Below are 13909 nucleotides of genomic sequence, written 5' to 3'. Positions count from 1 at the left end.
CGGCCGACGATCACGGTGCGCCCGCGCCGCCCCCGACCGGTGCGTCAGGCTCCCGCGGCTCCTCGCGCGGCGCCAGGGACGCGAAGTCCCCGGTGTCTCCGAGGCGTACGAGAAAGGGGCGAAGCCGTGTGTAACGGATCGCTGTGATGGAACACGGCTCTACGGAGATCCGCTGAAAGAGGTCCAGATGCAGCCCGATGGCGTCCGCGACAAGGGACTTGATGATGTCGCCGTGCGAACACATCACATAGGCGGCGTCCTCGCCGTGCTCGCGCTCCACGCGCGCGTTCCATTCACGTACCGCCTCGGCGGCCCGGTGCTGCATCTGCCGCATCGACTCCCCGCCGGGGAACGCGGCGGCCGTCGGGTGCTGCTGCACGACCTGCATCAGCGGCTCGTCGCTCAACTCGGCGAGCTTGCGGCCGGACCAGTCCCCGTAGTCGCACTCGCCGATGCGGTCGTCGGTGCGCAGGGTCAGCTCCGGCCGCGCGGCGAGCAGCGGCGCGACGGTCTCCCGGCAACGCTGCAACGGGCTGGCGACGATCTCGGAGAGGGGCAGGTCCGCGAGCCGCTCGGGCAGCCGCGCGGCCTGCGCGGCGCCGCGCTCGTCGAGCGCCACCCCGGGCGTCCACCCGGCGAGCACTCCCGCGGTATTGGCGGTGGAACGTCCGTGCCGGACGAGGATCAGCGTGGGCATGTGCCCCACCCTAGGCACACGACGACGTGCGACGGTGCCGGGTACTGGGAAGAATTCACTTCGTGATCGTCGACTGCGCCATCTACCGGGACGGGCGTCGTACGGAGCGGCCCGCCGACTTCTCCGACGCCCTCGACGAGGCGCGCGCGACGGGCGACGCGTTCGTGTGGATCGGGCTGCACGAGGCGAGCGAGGAAGAGTTCGACCGGGTCAGCCAGGAGTTCGGCCTGCACCCGCTGGCCGTGGAGGACGCCCTGAAGGCGCACCAACGGCCCAAGCTGGAGGTCTACGACGACTCCCTGTTCGTGGTCCTCAAGCCGGTCGTGTACGAGCCGAAGAGCGACAAGGTGTCCACGGGCGAGCTGATGCTGTTCCTGGGCGACTCGTTCGTGGTGACCGTGCGGCACGGCGAGGGCGCGCCTCTGAAGGCCGTACGTCAGCGTCTGGAGGCCGAGCCGGAGTTCCTCAAGCAGGGGCCGACGGCGGTCCTGTACTCGGTCGCGGACGCCACGGTGGACCACTACCTGGAGGTCGCGGCCGAGTTGCAGACCGACCTGGAGGAGCTGGAGACGGAGGTCTTCTCCCCGCAGGGCGGCGGCTCCCGTGACACCGCCGAGCGGATCTACACGTTCAAGCGCCAGATCCTCGAATTCCGGCGCGCGACCGGGCCGTTGAGCATGCCGCTGGAGCGGCTCGCCGGCCTCGGCCCGTGGGGGCTCGCCGCGGTGCCGTTCGTGCACGAGGAGGCGCGGCCGTTCTTCCGCGACGTGAACGACCACCTGACGCGGGTCAACGAGTCCGTGGACGGCCTGGACCGCCTCGTGTCGGACATCCTGTCCGCGCACCTGGCGCAGATGAGCGTGCGGCAGAACGACGACATGCGGAAGATCTCGGCGTGGGCGGCGATGGCAGCGGTGCCGACGATGATCGCGGGCATCTACGGCATGAACTTCGACCACATGCCGGAGCTCCACTGGGTGTGGGCGTATCCCGCGGTGATCGCCCTGATGGCCCTCCTGGAACTTCTCCTGTTCCGCCTGTTCAAGCGCCGCGGGTGGCTGTAGGCCAATTAAGCCCCGCCGGCGATTGAGGCGCGGGGTCCGGGGCAGAGCCCCGCGACCGCAACGCCGTGCGACTCAGGCGAACTCGACCGCGCTGGTCGCCGGCCCACCCAGAGCATCCCGCCGCTCCGGCATCTTCAGCGACACCATCCGCCGCCACCCGCCGAGCCGCTCGTACGCATACATCGCATGGATCCCCGCAGCGAGCACCGCGGCCTTCGGCTTGGACCAGCCCAGGACGCGGCCCATGTGGTCCATGACGGCGAGGCTCACGTCCCGGTAGATCGCGATCTCCGCGTGGGCGCACTCGCGCAGGATGCGCTGGATGGTGCGGCCGTGCCCCGCGTACGCGAAACGCAGCAACTCCTCGTGGCAGTACGCGAGATGGTTGTCCTCGTCGTTGGAGATCATCTTGACGGCGCGGCCGAGGTCGGGGTCGTCGCCGAAGTGCTTGCGCAGCATCACCATCTGCTCGGAGGCCCGCTGCTCGGTGACGCGGCTGTGCGCCAGGTACGTGACGATGTCCCGCACGGAGAGCCGCTCGTCGCGCCGCAGCCGTTCGTGCGCGAGCCCGATCCCGTGCTTCTCCAGAAGCATCGTGTAGTCGGCCTCGGCGGGCACGGGCCCCGGCTCCAGACCGCGCTTCTTCATGAGGGCGTTGAAGATCCGCCCGTGCTTGTCCTCGTCCGCACCGTGCCGCGCGATCTTGGGAGCGAGGCCGCGCTCGCTCTCGGGGACCAGCGCGGCGATCCGCCCGTTCTCCCAGCCGCCCTGGGATTCACCGCTCGCCGCGATGGAGCAGAACAACCGGAACGACTCGTCGTTGTCGATGATTTCCTGGAACAGACTTTTGGCCGACAGCATCTGCAACCTCCATCTCGCCGCACCGGGCTCCGCGGTACTGCAAAGTCCGAGTCAAATGCGGGACATGGGGCAGGGCAACAGCTATGCGGGTCAACTCGTCCGAACGGAGGACACGGGGCGCGGGACGAGCCGTAACCAGGCCCCTCGTGGCGCGTTGTGCAAGGTGTCGGCCGTGGCGGGGAAGACACCCCGAGCCCCCACCACGGCCGCAGAAGAACTTTCTGAACCCTTTAACCCTCTACGCCAGCCCGGCGCGCTCCATCGCCTCCGTGCCCGCGCGCAGCGAGGCGAGGCGGTCGTCGAGCGTGAGCCCGGCCGGGTTGATGGTCAGCGTGGTGACACCGGCCTCGGCGTAGGCCCGCATCCGGTCGGCGATCCGGTCCACGGAGCCCAGCAGCGTGGTGGAGTCGATGAGCTGCTGCGGGATCGCCGCGGCCGCGCCCTCCTTGTCGCCGGCCAGGTACTTGTCCTGGATCTCGGCGGCCTCCTTCTCGTACCCCATGCGCTGCGCGAGCTGGTTGTAGAAGTTCTGCTTACGGCTTCCCATGCCACCCACGTAGAGCGCGGTGTACGGCCGGAACATGTCGGCGAGCGCGCCCACGTTCTTGTCCTCGCCGAGGGCGAGCGGAACCGTCGGGCAGACGTCGAAGCCCTCCATGGTCTTGCCGGCCTTCTCGCGGCCCGTCCGGATGTGCTGGAGCGCCGTCTCCTCCAGGTGCTCGGCGGCCGGGAAGATCAGCAGGGCGCCGTCGGCGATCTCGCCGGTCTGCTCCAGGTTCTTCGGGCCGATCGCGGCGATGTAGAGCGGAATCTGCTCGCGCTCCGGGTGCACGATCAGCTTCAGCGGCTTCCCGGGCCCGTCCGGCAGCGGGAGCGTCCAGTGCGCACCGTCGTGGGAGACCCGCTCGCGGCTCATGGCCTTGCGGATGATCTCGACGTACTCGCGGGTGCGCGCCAGCGGCTTGTCGAACTTGACCCCGTACCAGCCCTCGGAGACCTGCGGCCCGGAGACGCCCAGGCCGAGCCGGAAGCGGCCCCCGGACAGCGAGTCGAGGGTCGCGGCCGTCATCGCCGTCATCGTGGGCTGGCGGGCCGGGATCTGGAAGATGGCCGAGCCGACGTCGATCCGCTCCGTCTGCGCGGCGACGTACGCGAGGACGGTGGCGGCGTCGGAACCGTAGGCCTCGGCGGCCCAGCACACCGAGTATCCGAGCTTGTCGGCCTCCTTCGCGACGGCCAGGTTGTCCGCGTCCATCCCCGCGCCCCAGTAGCCGAGGTTGATGCCGAGCTTCATTGACCACATCCCCTTAACGCCGTGCCGAATCCGGTGAATTACCCATGGGTAAGGTGCCTCGCCCGGCACCCTAACCCGGCGACCCCGGCGACAGATATCCACAGGGGCCCCGTTCCTGACCTTCGGCCAGTAACCTCAGCGCCCATGGAGCAGAGGCATCTCGGCCGCACCGGCCTGCGTGTGTCCCGGATCGGGCTCGGCACCCTCACGTGGGGCCGGGACACCGACGAGCACGACGCCGCCGACCTGTTGAAGGCCTTCTGGGAAGCGGGCGGCACGCTCGTCGACACGGCCGACGTGTACGGGGACGGGGAGTCGGAGTACCTGCTCGGGCGGCTCATCGAGGGCCTGGTCCCGCGGCGCGATCTGGTCATCTCCACCAAGGCGGGCAGCGTGCCCGATCCCGACCGGCGCTTCGACGGCTCGCGCGGGCATCTGCTCTCCGCGCTCGACGCCTCGCTCGCCCGGCTCGGCACGGAGTACGTCGACCTGTGGCAGGTGCACGCGTACGACCCCGGGACCCCGCTCGACGAGACACTCCAGGCCCTCGACATCGCGGTCAGCAGCGGGCGTGCGCGCTACGCGGGCGTCTCGAACTTCTGCGGCTGGCAGCTGGCCAAGGCCGGTACGTGGCAGCTCTCCGTGCCCGGCGCCCGCACGCGTCTCGCCAGTACGCAGATGGAGTACTCGCTGCTGCAGCGGGGCGTGGAGCGCGAGGTGCTGCCGGCGGCGCTGGATCTCGGTATAGGCCTGCTGCCCTCGTCACCGCTGGGCCGCGGGGTGCTGACCGGCAAGTACCGCTCCGGCACGCCGACCGACTCGCGGGGCGGCTCGGACCACATGGCGCCGTTCGTCGAGCCGTACCTCGACGAGGCGGCCGGACACATCGTGGACGCGGTGGCCACGGCGGCGGACGGGCTCGCCGTGACACCGCTGCAGGTGGCCCTCGCGTGGGTCAGGGACCGGCCGGGAGTGGCGGCGCCGATCGTCGGCGCGCGCAACGCGCAGCAGCTCACGGAGGCATTGTCAGTGGAGGCCCTTAGTCTTCCTGACGAGATCTGCCAGGCGCTCGACGATGTGTCGGCGCCCGTGCACCGCTATCCCGATCAGGACTGGAGCACGTTGTGAGTACGGAGTCCGCTGCCGCGGAGAACGAGTCAGGGGCCCGCCCCGACACGGATCCGGCTGCCGCCGCGAGCGCGGAGGCGGAGCCGGTGTCGGCGGACGGCGCCGGGGCTGCCGCCTCCGAGGCGGGGGCCGGGACGGGTGACGCGGAAGCCCGCGGCCCCGAGGCCGGGTCGGCCGGGACGGATGGCGCGGAGGACCGCGAGCCCGAAGCCGCGACGGCCGGGGCCGACGACGCCGAGGCCTTGGAAGGCCCGGCCGACGGCGCGGAGGAAAGCGCCGAAGGGGCGGAGGCCTCCGACGCGGGGGCGGGGCCGGACGAGGACGACGCGGAGGCCGCTTCGGAGGATGGTGCCGCGGACGACGCCGAAGCCGCTTCGGAGGGTGGTGGCGAGAAGGGCACCGAGGTGTCCGAGGCCGAGGCCGAGTTGGCGGCGCAGCGGGAGTTCCGGGAGCGGATCGCGGAGCGGAAGGCCGCCAAGGAAGGGCCGATCGACGCCGGGACGAAGCTGAGCGGGACCGCCGCTGACCTGCTGGCCGCCGTACGCGCGGTGGAGAGCGGCGAGAAGCCGGTCGCCGCCCCCGTGCTCGCGCGGCCCGAGCCCGAGCCGCGGCGGGACGCCCCGGCCGCCTCCCCCGCCGAACCCGTGCGCAGGCCGCAGGCCGCCGCGCAGGCGGGCCCCGACCCGGACGCCGTCGACTCGGTGCGGGCCGTGCTCGTCGAGGGCGGGGCCCCCGAATCGCTGGCCGGCGCGGCCGCCGCGGCCCTGGGCGAGGGCGCGGGCGACGAACTGCGCGCGGATCCGTGGCAGTTGCTGCGAGTGAGCGGGGTGCGCCCCGAGCAGGCCGACGGGTTCGCGCGGGAACTGCTCGGCGCGGAGTGCGGTCCCGACGACGAGCGGCGGGGCCGCGCCGTCACCGTATGGCTGCTCGAGCAGGCCGCGAACGCCGGGCACACGGCCCTCGACCTTCCGGTGCTCGCCGAGGCGCTCGGCAAGCAAGGGGTGCCCGATGCGGAGGAAGCCGTGCAGAGCGCCGTCGCGGAGGGCGACGCGCTGATCTTCCACGACCCGCTGGAGGACGCGCCGGCCCCCGCACCCACCTCCGAGGAGGACGGCGAGGCGGAAGAAGCGGAGCGGCCGGTACGCGTCCTGGTCGGCCTCGAGCGATACGCGCTCGCCGAGGAGAGCCTCGCCGACGGGCTCGCCCGGCTGCTCAACGCCGCGCCCAAGGACGAGGGTTCGGCCACCGCAGGACTGGAGGAGGCCGCCGCGGCCGAGCGCGGCACGACGGCCGAGCTGATCCGGGCGATCGCCGCGCACCGCCTCGTCCTGCACACCGGCGGCGAGGCGGCCCGCTCGGAGCCGGTCGCCGCGGCGGCCGCCGCGGGCAAGCTGGGCCTGCGGGTGTGCGTCGCCGCGCACGGTGCGGACGGCCGGCGCCGGGCCGCCGAACTCCTCGGGCCGGACGCGCCCGAGACGGCCACCGCGACCGTCGCGGGTCTGCTCGCGCGGGCGGAGGGCCCCGGGCTCGACCGGGACGGGGCGTTCGCCCTCGACGTCCTGGTCGTCCTGGACGCGCCGCAGTTGGACGTGGGCGACGCGGCGATGCTCGTGGAGCTGCTCGCCGACGGGACGTGCCTGGTGCTCAGCGGAGACCCGGGGACGCTGTGGTCGGCGGGGCCCGGCCGGGTCTTCGCGGACGTCGCGGCGGCGGAGATCTGCCCGCGCATCGCGTCCCGCACACCGGACTTCGGGCCGATCGGCGAGCTGGTCTCCGGTATCGGCATCGGTGAGCTGAACCAGGTGGAGGCGCCCGGCAAGGAGGTAGTGATCGTTCCGGTGCGGGACCCGGCCGAGGCGATCCACCGCACCGTGCAGCTCGTCGCGGACTCGGTGCCGCGGGCGATCGGGGTGCCGGCCGAGCAGACGCAGGTGATCACGCCGGGGCACGGGGGCGCCGCGGGGACGCGGGCGTTGAACGTGGCGCTGAAGGAGCGGCTCAACCCGGGGCCCGGGCGGTTCGGCGGCTTCGATCCCGGTGACCGGGCGGTGTACGTGACCGGGCGCGGGCGGATCCGGCCCGGCGTGGTCGTCGGGGCCGACGCGGAGGGCCTGCGGCTCGAATGCGACGGCGCCCCCGTCCTCGTACCGAAGGAGCAGGTGGAGCAAGGGGCGGTGCGGCACGGGTGGGCCGTGACCGGGCACCAGGCCGTGGGGATCCGGTGGCCCGCGGCCGTGGTGGTGCTGCCCGGCGATGCGACGCAGGCGCTCAGTCGTCCCTGGGTCTATACGGCCTTCGGTCGCGGTGAGCGGCACCTCTCGGTGGTCCACGGCGTGGACGCGGCCCTGCCGCGTGCGGTGGCCGAGATCCCGGCGAAGCCGCGCACGACTCGCTTGCGCAACCTGGTCCGCGCCCAGGTCCCCGGGACGTAGCCGCGGCACGGGGCTTCTGAGCCTGCGCCGGAGCGAGCCCCACCGTCCACGTTGCGCGGCACCGGGGGCCGCCTTGCCCACCCTGCCGCCCGATGGGGTCTTCCCTGCTCGGAGCTTGTCGAAGAGCTTGGGGAAGGCAGATTGCCCAAGGCGCGTGCGGTCGACCGCAGCGGCGGGGGAGCCGGGGTGGGCGTTGCCCAAGGCGGGCGGCGTCGACCGCGACGGGTGGGGAGCCGTGGCCGGCGGCGGATCGCCCGAGGCGGCGACGGCGCCCCGTGAGGCCGACGCCCCCGGAGGGGGCGGGTGGTGGGAGGTGGGCGGGGCAAATCAAGCCCCGCGCTGGGACGAGACTCGCGGGTTCCGGGGCAGAGCCCCGATCCTTCAAGCCCCGCCGGCGTTTGAGGCGCGGGGTCCGGGGCGGAGCCCCGATCCTTCCAGCCCCGCCGGCGTTTGAGGCGCGGGGTCCGGGGCGGAGCCCCGTGGCGTGAGGAGACGGTCCACCCGGGGAACGCCCCGGGTGACCCGCGGCAGCGAACGTCAGCGGTCCGGGTCCTCCAACGGCTCGTCCACCCCGGAGGGCTCGTCGGCATCGAACTCGTCGTCGTCGAAGACCGCGCTGACGTCGAAGCGGCACACGACCCGCTGCGGGTCGACCTGCTCGAAGGGGGCCTCCAGCCACTCACCGGGTTCCGCGGGGTCGTCCGATGCCGTGACCCAGAGCGTGGAGTCGCCCTCCTCCAGGCCGAACTCCTTGTGCCGGGAGGCGATTTCGTCGGGCTCGAACTCGCCGAAGAGGACGCCGAGCGCGGCATGCACACTGCTGCCCGCCCCGTTCGGCGCCTCCGCGTCCGGCTCCGCCTCCAGGTCGGCGACCCGCCCGGCCTGCGAGAGCAGCCGCTGCGGCTCCACCACGGCGTAGTCGCGTCGGATCAGCACGCTCAGCGCGTTCGGCTCCTCGGGCCCCGCGTACGGCGGCAGCGAGTCCTCGCTGCCGGGGATCTCGAAGGGGGTGACCTCGTCGTAGCGGTCGTAGAGGAGCTCGTCGTACTCCTCGGCCGCGGCGGCGAGTTCGTTGAACGCTTCGTAGACGGCCGGATCGTCTTCTCCCGACCGGCGCTCGACCGCCGCCAAGTGGACGTCGAGCGCAGCCTTGACCGCCTCGGCGGCGGCGCGTACCTCGGCAGCGGTGGGCTGCGCAGCATCAGACATAGTGCAGACGCTATCCGTACCGGGCCGCTGCCCGCACAATAGATGCGATGCCGGAATACGAATTTGTCGACGTGTACGTACCGCGCGGGGTCTCCCGCAAGGATGCGACACGTCTGCTGACGGACCATGCCGAGTACGGACACTGGGAGTTGGACCGATTGAGCCTGCGCCGCGACGGCAGTCGCCGCGTGCGCCTGCGCCGACGGATCATCCGCCAGGTGCGGGCCACATGGTGACCTGAGGGCAAGGCGGGCCCTCGGGCCCGCCTGGAGACCCGAGCAGGAAACGAAAACGGAGCGGGCCCCGTCCGTGCGGGGCCCGCTCCGTTTTCGTCCTGCCTGATGTCGCGCCGCCGCGCTATGTCACGCCGCCGCGTTCGCCCGCCGGTACAGCAGCGCGCCCGCGAGCAGCGCACCCCCGGCGAGCGGGACGGCCGCGCCGATCGGCACCGAGCTGCCGGTCTCCGCGAGCTCGCCGGTCGCCGCCCTCGGGCTGCCCGTCTGCCCGAGCTGGGACTCGCCCTTGGGCATGTCGACGGTCTGCGTGCCCGGAACGTTGGGAGAGTCCGAGCCGGTGCCCGTGCCCGGGTCCCCGGCGCGCGAGGGCGGGGTGTTCGAGTCCGCCGGGGGCGTGCTGGTGCCGCTGCCCCCGCCGTCGTCGGAGCAGCCGTTGCCCGTCGTCCCGTTGCCGACCGAGCCGGCGCCGACGGAGTTCCCGCACGCGTTGACCGGCACGTGAACCGGGACCGACACGTGGTTGCCGGAGCCGACACCGGGCGAGTCGCTGGTGTGCCCTCCGGACTGGGCGCCGCCGTCCGAGGACTGGCCGCCTGCCTTGTCGCCGCCGCCCGAGCTGTCGCAGCCGTTGCCCGACGCCGGGTTGAGCAGTCCGACGACGTTGACCGTGTTGCCGCAGGCGTTCACCGGAACGTCCACGGGCGCTTCCACGGAGTTGCCGGACAAGACGCCCGGCGAGTCCGAGGAGCTTCCGTTCGCACTCGAGTCCGCGTGCGCGTAGCCACCGGTGACGGCGAGCACGCCGGACGCGGCCGCCACGGTGATCAGGCCCTTCCGCATGACCTGTCGCATAGGTTTCCCTGCCTTGCCTTATTAAGTCTTGCCCTGGAACCGTGTCCAACCCGTCGGCCCCGGAGTGCATGGCTCGCACTCCGGGGCCGTGGGCTCAAACCCTCAAGGGGTGAGGCACAACAACGTGTCAGTCGTTGGCGCAGGTGTTACCGAAGGCAGGGTTCAGCAGCCCGATCACAGAGACCGTGTTGCCGCACACGTTCACCGGCACGTGGACCGGGACCTGGATGACGTTGCCCGAAACGACGCCGGGGGACTGCGTGGCAGCACCCTGAGCGCCGGAGTCGGCGACGGCCATGCCCGCACCCGCGAGAACCAGACCACCAGTGGCTGCCGCAGCGGCGACGACCTTCTTGAGCATTATTCCTCCTAGTTGGCAATGCAGTCCCAGCCGCGGACTGCACTCCCTGTAACGAGGAAGAACTGATCGGGCTACGAGCGTACGGCGCCTTTCACTCTTTCCGGTCCATTGCGCACGTGCGAACGATTTCCGACCCTGTGCCGGGTTGACGTCAGGACGCGTCGATGAAGCGGTCCAGGACCCGCACGCCGAACTTGAGGCCGTCCACCGGCACCCGCTCGTCGACGCCGTGGAACATGCCGGCGAAGTCCAGCTCGGGCGGCAGCTGCAGCGGCGCGAAGCCGAAGTTGCGGATGCCGAGCTCCACGAAGGACTTGGCGTCGGTGCCCCCGGAGAGCATGTACGGGATGGCCTTGCCGATCGGGTCCTCGGCCTCGATCGAGGTCTTCATGGCCTCGACGAGCGCCCCATCGAAGGTGGTCTCGACGGCCTTGTCCGCGTGCACGTCCGAACGCTTGACCTTCGGGCCGAGGATCCGGTCGAGATCGGCGAGGAACTCGTCCTCGTGTCCCGGCAGGAACCGGCCGTCGACATTGGCGGTGGCCTCGCCGGGGATCACATTGACCTTGTAACCGGCGTTCAGCTGCGTGGGGTTCGCGGTGTTGGAGAGCGTGGCGCCGATCAGCTTGGCGATGCCGCCGAGCTTGGCGATGGTCTCCTCCATGTCCTCCGGGTCGAGCTCGGTGCCGAGGGCGTCGCCGAGCTCGTCGAGGAAGTGCCGGAGCGTCTTGGTGACACGGACCGGGAACTTGTGGCGGCCGAGGCGCGCGACGGCCTCGGACAGCTCGGTGATCGCGTTGTCCCGGTGGATCATGGAGCCGTGCCCGGCGGTGCCGGCCACGGACAGCTTCATCCAGTGCATGCCCTTCTCGGCGGTCTGGACGAGGTAGAGCCTGCGCTGCTCGTTCACCGTGAAGGAGAAGCCGCCGACCTCGCTGATCGCCTCGGTGACGCCCTCGAAGAGGTCCGGGTGGTTGCGCACCAGGTGACGGGCACCGAAGACGCCGCCGGCCTCCTCGTCGGCGAGGAAGGCGAGGACGATGTCGCGCGGGGGCTTGCGGCCGGTGCGCAGCCGGTCGCGGACGACCGCGAGGGTCATCGCGTCCATGTCCTTCATGTCGACGGCGCCGCGGCCCCAGACACAGCCGTCGGCGATCTCGCCGGAGAACGGGTGGTGGGTCCAGTCCGCCGCGTTCGCCGGGACGACGTCGGTGTGGCCGTGGATGAGGAGGGCGGGCCGCGAGGGGTCCTCGCCCTCGATCCGGGCGACGGTGGAGGCGCGGCCGGGGTGGGACTCGAAGATCTTCGGTTCGAGGCCGACCTCGGCGAGCTTCTCCGCCGTCCACTCGGCGGCCTTGCGCTCGCCCGGGCCCGAGTGGTCGCCGTAGTTGCTGGTGTCGATCTGGATCAGTTCGCGGCAGAGGTCGACGACCTCGTCCTGCCCGGAGACCGCCCTGCCCGTGCTCGGCTCGCTCACGCTGGTTCCTCTCTTGCCGTGGATATCCCTCATCCTCTCTCCCCCGGCCCCCGGACCCAAGGCCGGGCGGCTCTCGTCACGTGCCGTTCACAGGCGGGGCCACCGGGCCGGGGGGCTGATCGAGGCACTCCGAATCCCTGGTAATGTTCTCTGTGTCGCCGCGGGAAACGCCCCGCACACAGGCGGCAGACACCTTGTCCGGGTGGCGGAATGGCAGACGCGCTAGCTTGAGGTGCTAGTGCCCTTTATCGGGCGTGGGGGTTCAAGTCCCCCCTCGGACACAGAGAAAGACCCCAGATGACTCTGGGGTCTTTTGCGTTGCCCGGCACCCACCGAGGGGTGCGTTGCGTCACGTGATGCAATGGACCTTCGACGCAACCTGGGGGTGGAGCGGGACGTGTGGGCGAACAGGGAGCCCGGCAACGGCGGTTTCCGTCCGCTGGACGACAAGGATCCGCGGACGGTCGGCGGATACCGTCTGGTCGCGGGACTCGGCTCCGGTGGCATGGGGCGCGTCTATCTGTCGCACACGCCGGGCGGCCGGGCCGTCGCGGTCAAGGTGATCAGACCCGAGCTGGCCGAGGATCCCGAGTTCCGCCGCAGATTCCGTACCGAGGTCGCCGCGGCGAGCATGGTGCACGGGCTCTACACGGCGCCGGTCGTCGACAGTGACACGGAGAGCCCGGTGCCGTGGTGCGCGACCGCGTACGTGCCCGGGCCCTCGCTCGCGGAGGCGGTGCGCGAGCACGGGCCGCTGCCGGTGGACACCGTGCTGCGGATGACGGCCGGGATCGCGGAGGCGCTCCAGGCGGTGCACGACGCGGGGATCGTGCACCGAGACCTGAAGCCGTCGAACGTGCTGCTGGCCTCCGACGGGCCCCGCGTCATCGACTTCGGTGTGGCCCGGGCTGCGGACGCGACGTCCGTGACGCGCAGCGGGGCGGCCGTGGGCACGGTCGCGTACATGGCTCCGGAGCAGGTGCTCGGCGGCTCGGCGAGCGGCTCGGCGGATGTGTTCGCGCTCGGCCAGACCGCGGTGTTCGCCGCCACCGGGAGCACCGCGTACGGGGAGGGCGAGCCGCACGCGGTGCTGTACCGGGTCGTGCACGAGGAGCCGGATCTGTCCAAGGTCCCGGACGCCCTGCGGGAGTTGATATCCCGCTGTCTCAGCAAGAGCGCCGAGGACCGGCCGACGGTGACCGAGGTCATCGAGTCGGTCCAGGTGATCCGTGAGTCGCTGCCCGGTGGTCCGGGGCCCGCGACGGACGCCTGGCTTCCCGGTGAGCTCGCCGAGGGGATCGCGGCGCGTGCCGAGGGGGCGCGGGTGACCGGGGCGGAGCCGACGGGGCACGCGACGCCGCCGCGCGGTGCCACGGATCCCGACGAGACGCCCGGGAGCGCCGCCCCGGCCGGTGAGTTCGGACCGCCGGTCGCGTTCTCCCAGGAACCGCCCGCCGGTTCTGGGCAGCAGAGCCATCCGGCGACGGCCCCCGACAGCCCATCGCCCGCCGCCCCCGTCGCGCCCCTCGGCGCCGAGACCGCCGCCGTGAGTACCGAGCCCCGGCGCAGACGTTCCCGTGCCTGGCTGATGGCGGCCGCCGGGGTCGTGCTGGTGGCGTGCGGCGCGGCCGCCGCGCTGTATTTCGTACCCGGCGGCCGGGAGGCCGACGGAGCGGCGGGCCCTGCGGCCTCCAGCCGTCCCGAGGCGGCGCGCTCCGCGTCGAAGTCGGCGTCCGCGTCGAAGTCCGCCTCCCCGAGCCCCTCGAAGTCCCCGAAGGCGTCCAAGTCGGGCGCGGCGCCCGCCCCTTCGGGCTCGGCCGCGGACCCCACGTCCGCTCCCCCGACGGACCCCACGAGCGGGCCCCCGACCTCGGCGCCCCCGCTCCCGTCGACTTATCCCGGCATCGTCATGACGGACGGCCAGGACCTGTTCCTCTCGGACGAGCCGGTGCGGGCCAAGGCGGACGACGGGCGGCCGACCGAGGATCTGACCTACGACGTCTACGAGAACGGCGCCAAGCTGTCGCCGGGCACCGGTTCGGGGAGTTCGCTGGCGCTGCTCCCCGCCGGACAGCCGGCCACCCTGGACGCGTGCCGCGAGGCGCAGGCCTCGCAGGACTTCTACTGGGTGTACGACCTGCCGGTGGGGCAACGGATGTGCGTGGTCAGCGGTGCGGGGAACGTGGGGCTCCTGACGCTCCAGGGCAAGACCGAGGGCAAGAACGTGACCCTCGACGTGAAGGTCTGGCGGCTCACGCACGGGTAGGCCCGCCGGACCTCGGGGGTCCGGCGGGCCTG

General features: G+C 72.1%; 12 protein-coding genes and 1 tRNA gene. 6 read left to right on the top strand and 7 right to left on the bottom strand.

The annotated features are described in order from the left end of the window. Window positions 1–10 precede the first annotated feature (10 nt). Complete coding sequence (locus tag ACOKM3_RS32345) at window positions 11–697, bottom strand: histidine phosphatase family protein (protein ID WP_426904784.1); 687 nt, start codon at window positions 695–697, stop codon at window positions 11–13. Between the two features lie 62 nt (window positions 698–759). On the opposite strand from ACOKM3_RS32345, the gene corA reads away from it, so the two are divergent. Continuing rightward, window positions 760–1761, top strand: coding sequence for a magnesium/cobalt transporter CorA (corA, locus tag ACOKM3_RS32340; RefSeq protein WP_426904781.1), 1002 nt, complete (start codon window positions 760–762; stop codon window positions 1759–1761). Window positions 1762–1833: 72 nt separating this feature from the next. On the opposite strand, the gene ACOKM3_RS32335 is transcribed toward corA, so the two are convergent. Both ACOKM3_RS32335 and ACOKM3_RS32330 read right to left on the bottom strand, forming a co-directional pair. After that, entirely contained in the window at window positions 1834–2622 is a 789-nt protein-coding gene (locus tag ACOKM3_RS32335; RefSeq protein ID WP_426904779.1) for a ferritin-like domain-containing protein, read from the bottom strand. A gap of 238 nt (window positions 2623–2860) precedes the next feature. Beyond that, a complete protein-coding gene (locus tag ACOKM3_RS32330) occupies window positions 2861–3916 on the bottom strand; it encodes an LLM class F420-dependent oxidoreductase (RefSeq protein WP_426904777.1) in 1056 nt (351 codons plus the stop codon). 144 nt (window positions 3917–4060) lie between these two features. Between ACOKM3_RS32330 and ACOKM3_RS32325 the strand changes: the two genes are divergently transcribed. Together ACOKM3_RS32325 and ACOKM3_RS32320 are read left to right on the top strand one after the other, a co-directional pair. Next, window positions 4061–5044, top strand: a complete 984-nt coding sequence (locus ACOKM3_RS32325; RefSeq protein WP_426904775.1) for an aldo/keto reductase — start codon at window positions 4061–4063, stop codon at window positions 5042–5044. Then, the gene (locus ACOKM3_RS32320) at window positions 5041–7476 is read left to right on the top strand and encodes a helix-hairpin-helix domain-containing protein (protein ID WP_426904773.1); all 2436 of its coding nucleotides are present in this window, start codon (window positions 5041–5043) and stop codon (window positions 7474–7476) included. The genes ACOKM3_RS32325 and ACOKM3_RS32320 overlap by 4 nt, the downstream gene beginning before the upstream one ends. A gap of 537 nt (window positions 7477–8013) precedes the next feature. Here the strand turns inward: ACOKM3_RS32320 and ACOKM3_RS32315 are convergent. Further along, complete coding sequence (locus tag ACOKM3_RS32315; protein WP_426904771.1) at window positions 8014–8685, bottom strand: hypothetical protein; 672 nt, start codon at window positions 8683–8685, stop codon at window positions 8014–8016. Window positions 8686–8732: 47 nt separating this feature from the next. Here ACOKM3_RS32315 and ACOKM3_RS32310 point away from each other — a divergent pair, with 47 nt between their 5' ends. After that, window positions 8733–8921 carry a DUF5703 family protein gene (locus tag ACOKM3_RS32310; RefSeq protein ID WP_111666225.1) on the top strand — a complete coding sequence of 63 codons (189 nt, stop codon included), beginning with the start codon at window positions 8733–8735 and terminating at the stop codon, window positions 8919–8921. Window positions 8922–9047: 126 nt separating this feature from the next. Here ACOKM3_RS32310 and ACOKM3_RS32305 read toward each other — a convergent pair whose 3' ends face one another. The 3 genes from ACOKM3_RS32305 to ACOKM3_RS32295 form a co-directional block, all read right to left on the bottom strand. Beyond that, entirely contained in the window at window positions 9048–9773 is a 726-nt protein-coding gene (locus ACOKM3_RS32305) for a chaplin family protein (RefSeq protein ID WP_426904769.1), read from the bottom strand. A gap of 127 nt (window positions 9774–9900) precedes the next feature. Next, a complete protein-coding gene (gene chpH / locus ACOKM3_RS32300; protein ID WP_426904767.1) occupies window positions 9901–10134 on the bottom strand; it encodes a chaplin ChpH in 234 nt (77 codons plus the stop codon). Between the two features lie 151 nt (window positions 10135–10285). Next, window positions 10286–11611 carry a M20/M25/M40 family metallo-hydrolase gene (locus tag ACOKM3_RS32295; protein ID WP_266721412.1) on the bottom strand — a complete coding sequence of 442 codons (1326 nt, stop codon included), beginning with the start codon at window positions 11609–11611 and terminating at the stop codon, window positions 10286–10288. A gap of 196 nt (window positions 11612–11807) precedes the next feature. On the opposite strand from ACOKM3_RS32295, the gene ACOKM3_RS32290 reads away from it, so the two are divergent. Together ACOKM3_RS32290 and ACOKM3_RS32285 are read left to right on the top strand one after the other, a co-directional pair. Further along, window positions 11808–11892, top strand: a tRNA-Leu gene (locus ACOKM3_RS32290). Window positions 11893–11972: 80 nt separating this feature from the next. Next, window positions 11973–13877: a serine/threonine protein kinase gene (locus tag ACOKM3_RS32285; protein WP_426904765.1), complete on the top strand. Its 1905-nt coding sequence runs from the start codon at window positions 11973–11975 to the stop codon at window positions 13875–13877. The last annotated feature ends 32 nt before the right edge of the window (window positions 13878–13909 follow it).

This window comes from Streptomyces nidicola (assembly GCF_050106155.1).
Lineage (GTDB): Bacteria > Actinomycetota > Actinomycetes > Streptomycetales > Streptomycetaceae > Streptomyces.
The sequence above is the reverse complement of the archived record's forward strand: the minus strand, read 5'-3'. Positions and strand labels throughout refer to the sequence as shown.

Excerpts from the sequence above, each read along its gene's own strand:
- ACOKM3_RS32315 (WP_426904771.1), bottom strand. The coding sequence starts at position 8,685 with ATGTCTGATGCTGCGCAGCCCACCGCTGCCGAGGTACGCGCCGCCGCC.
- ACOKM3_RS32335 (WP_426904779.1), bottom strand. The coding sequence starts at position 2,622 with ATGCTGTCGGCCAAAAGTCTGTTCCAGGAAATCATCGACAACGACGAG.
- ACOKM3_RS32325 (WP_426904775.1), top strand. The coding sequence starts at position 4,061 with ATGGAGCAGAGGCATCTCGGCCGCACCGGCCTGCGTGTGTCCCGGATC.
- ACOKM3_RS32330 (WP_426904777.1), bottom strand. The coding sequence starts at position 3,916 with ATGAAGCTCGGCATCAACCTCGGCTACTGGGGCGCGGGGATGGACGCG.
- ACOKM3_RS32310 (WP_111666225.1), top strand. The coding sequence starts at position 8,733 with ATGCCGGAATACGAATTTGTCGACGTGTACGTACCGCGCGGGGTCTCC.
- ACOKM3_RS32285 (WP_426904765.1), top strand. The coding sequence starts at position 11,973 with ATGGACCTTCGACGCAACCTGGGGGTGGAGCGGGACGTGTGGGCGAAC.
- chpH (WP_426904767.1), bottom strand. The coding sequence starts at position 10,134 with ATGCTCAAGAAGGTCGTCGCCGCTGCGGCAGCCACTGGTGGTCTGGTT.
- ACOKM3_RS32305 (WP_426904769.1), bottom strand. The coding sequence starts at position 9,773 with ATGCGACAGGTCATGCGGAAGGGCCTGATCACCGTGGCGGCCGCGTCC.
- ACOKM3_RS32345 (WP_426904784.1), bottom strand. The coding sequence starts at position 697 with ATGCCCACGCTGATCCTCGTCCGGCACGGACGTTCCACCGCCAATACC.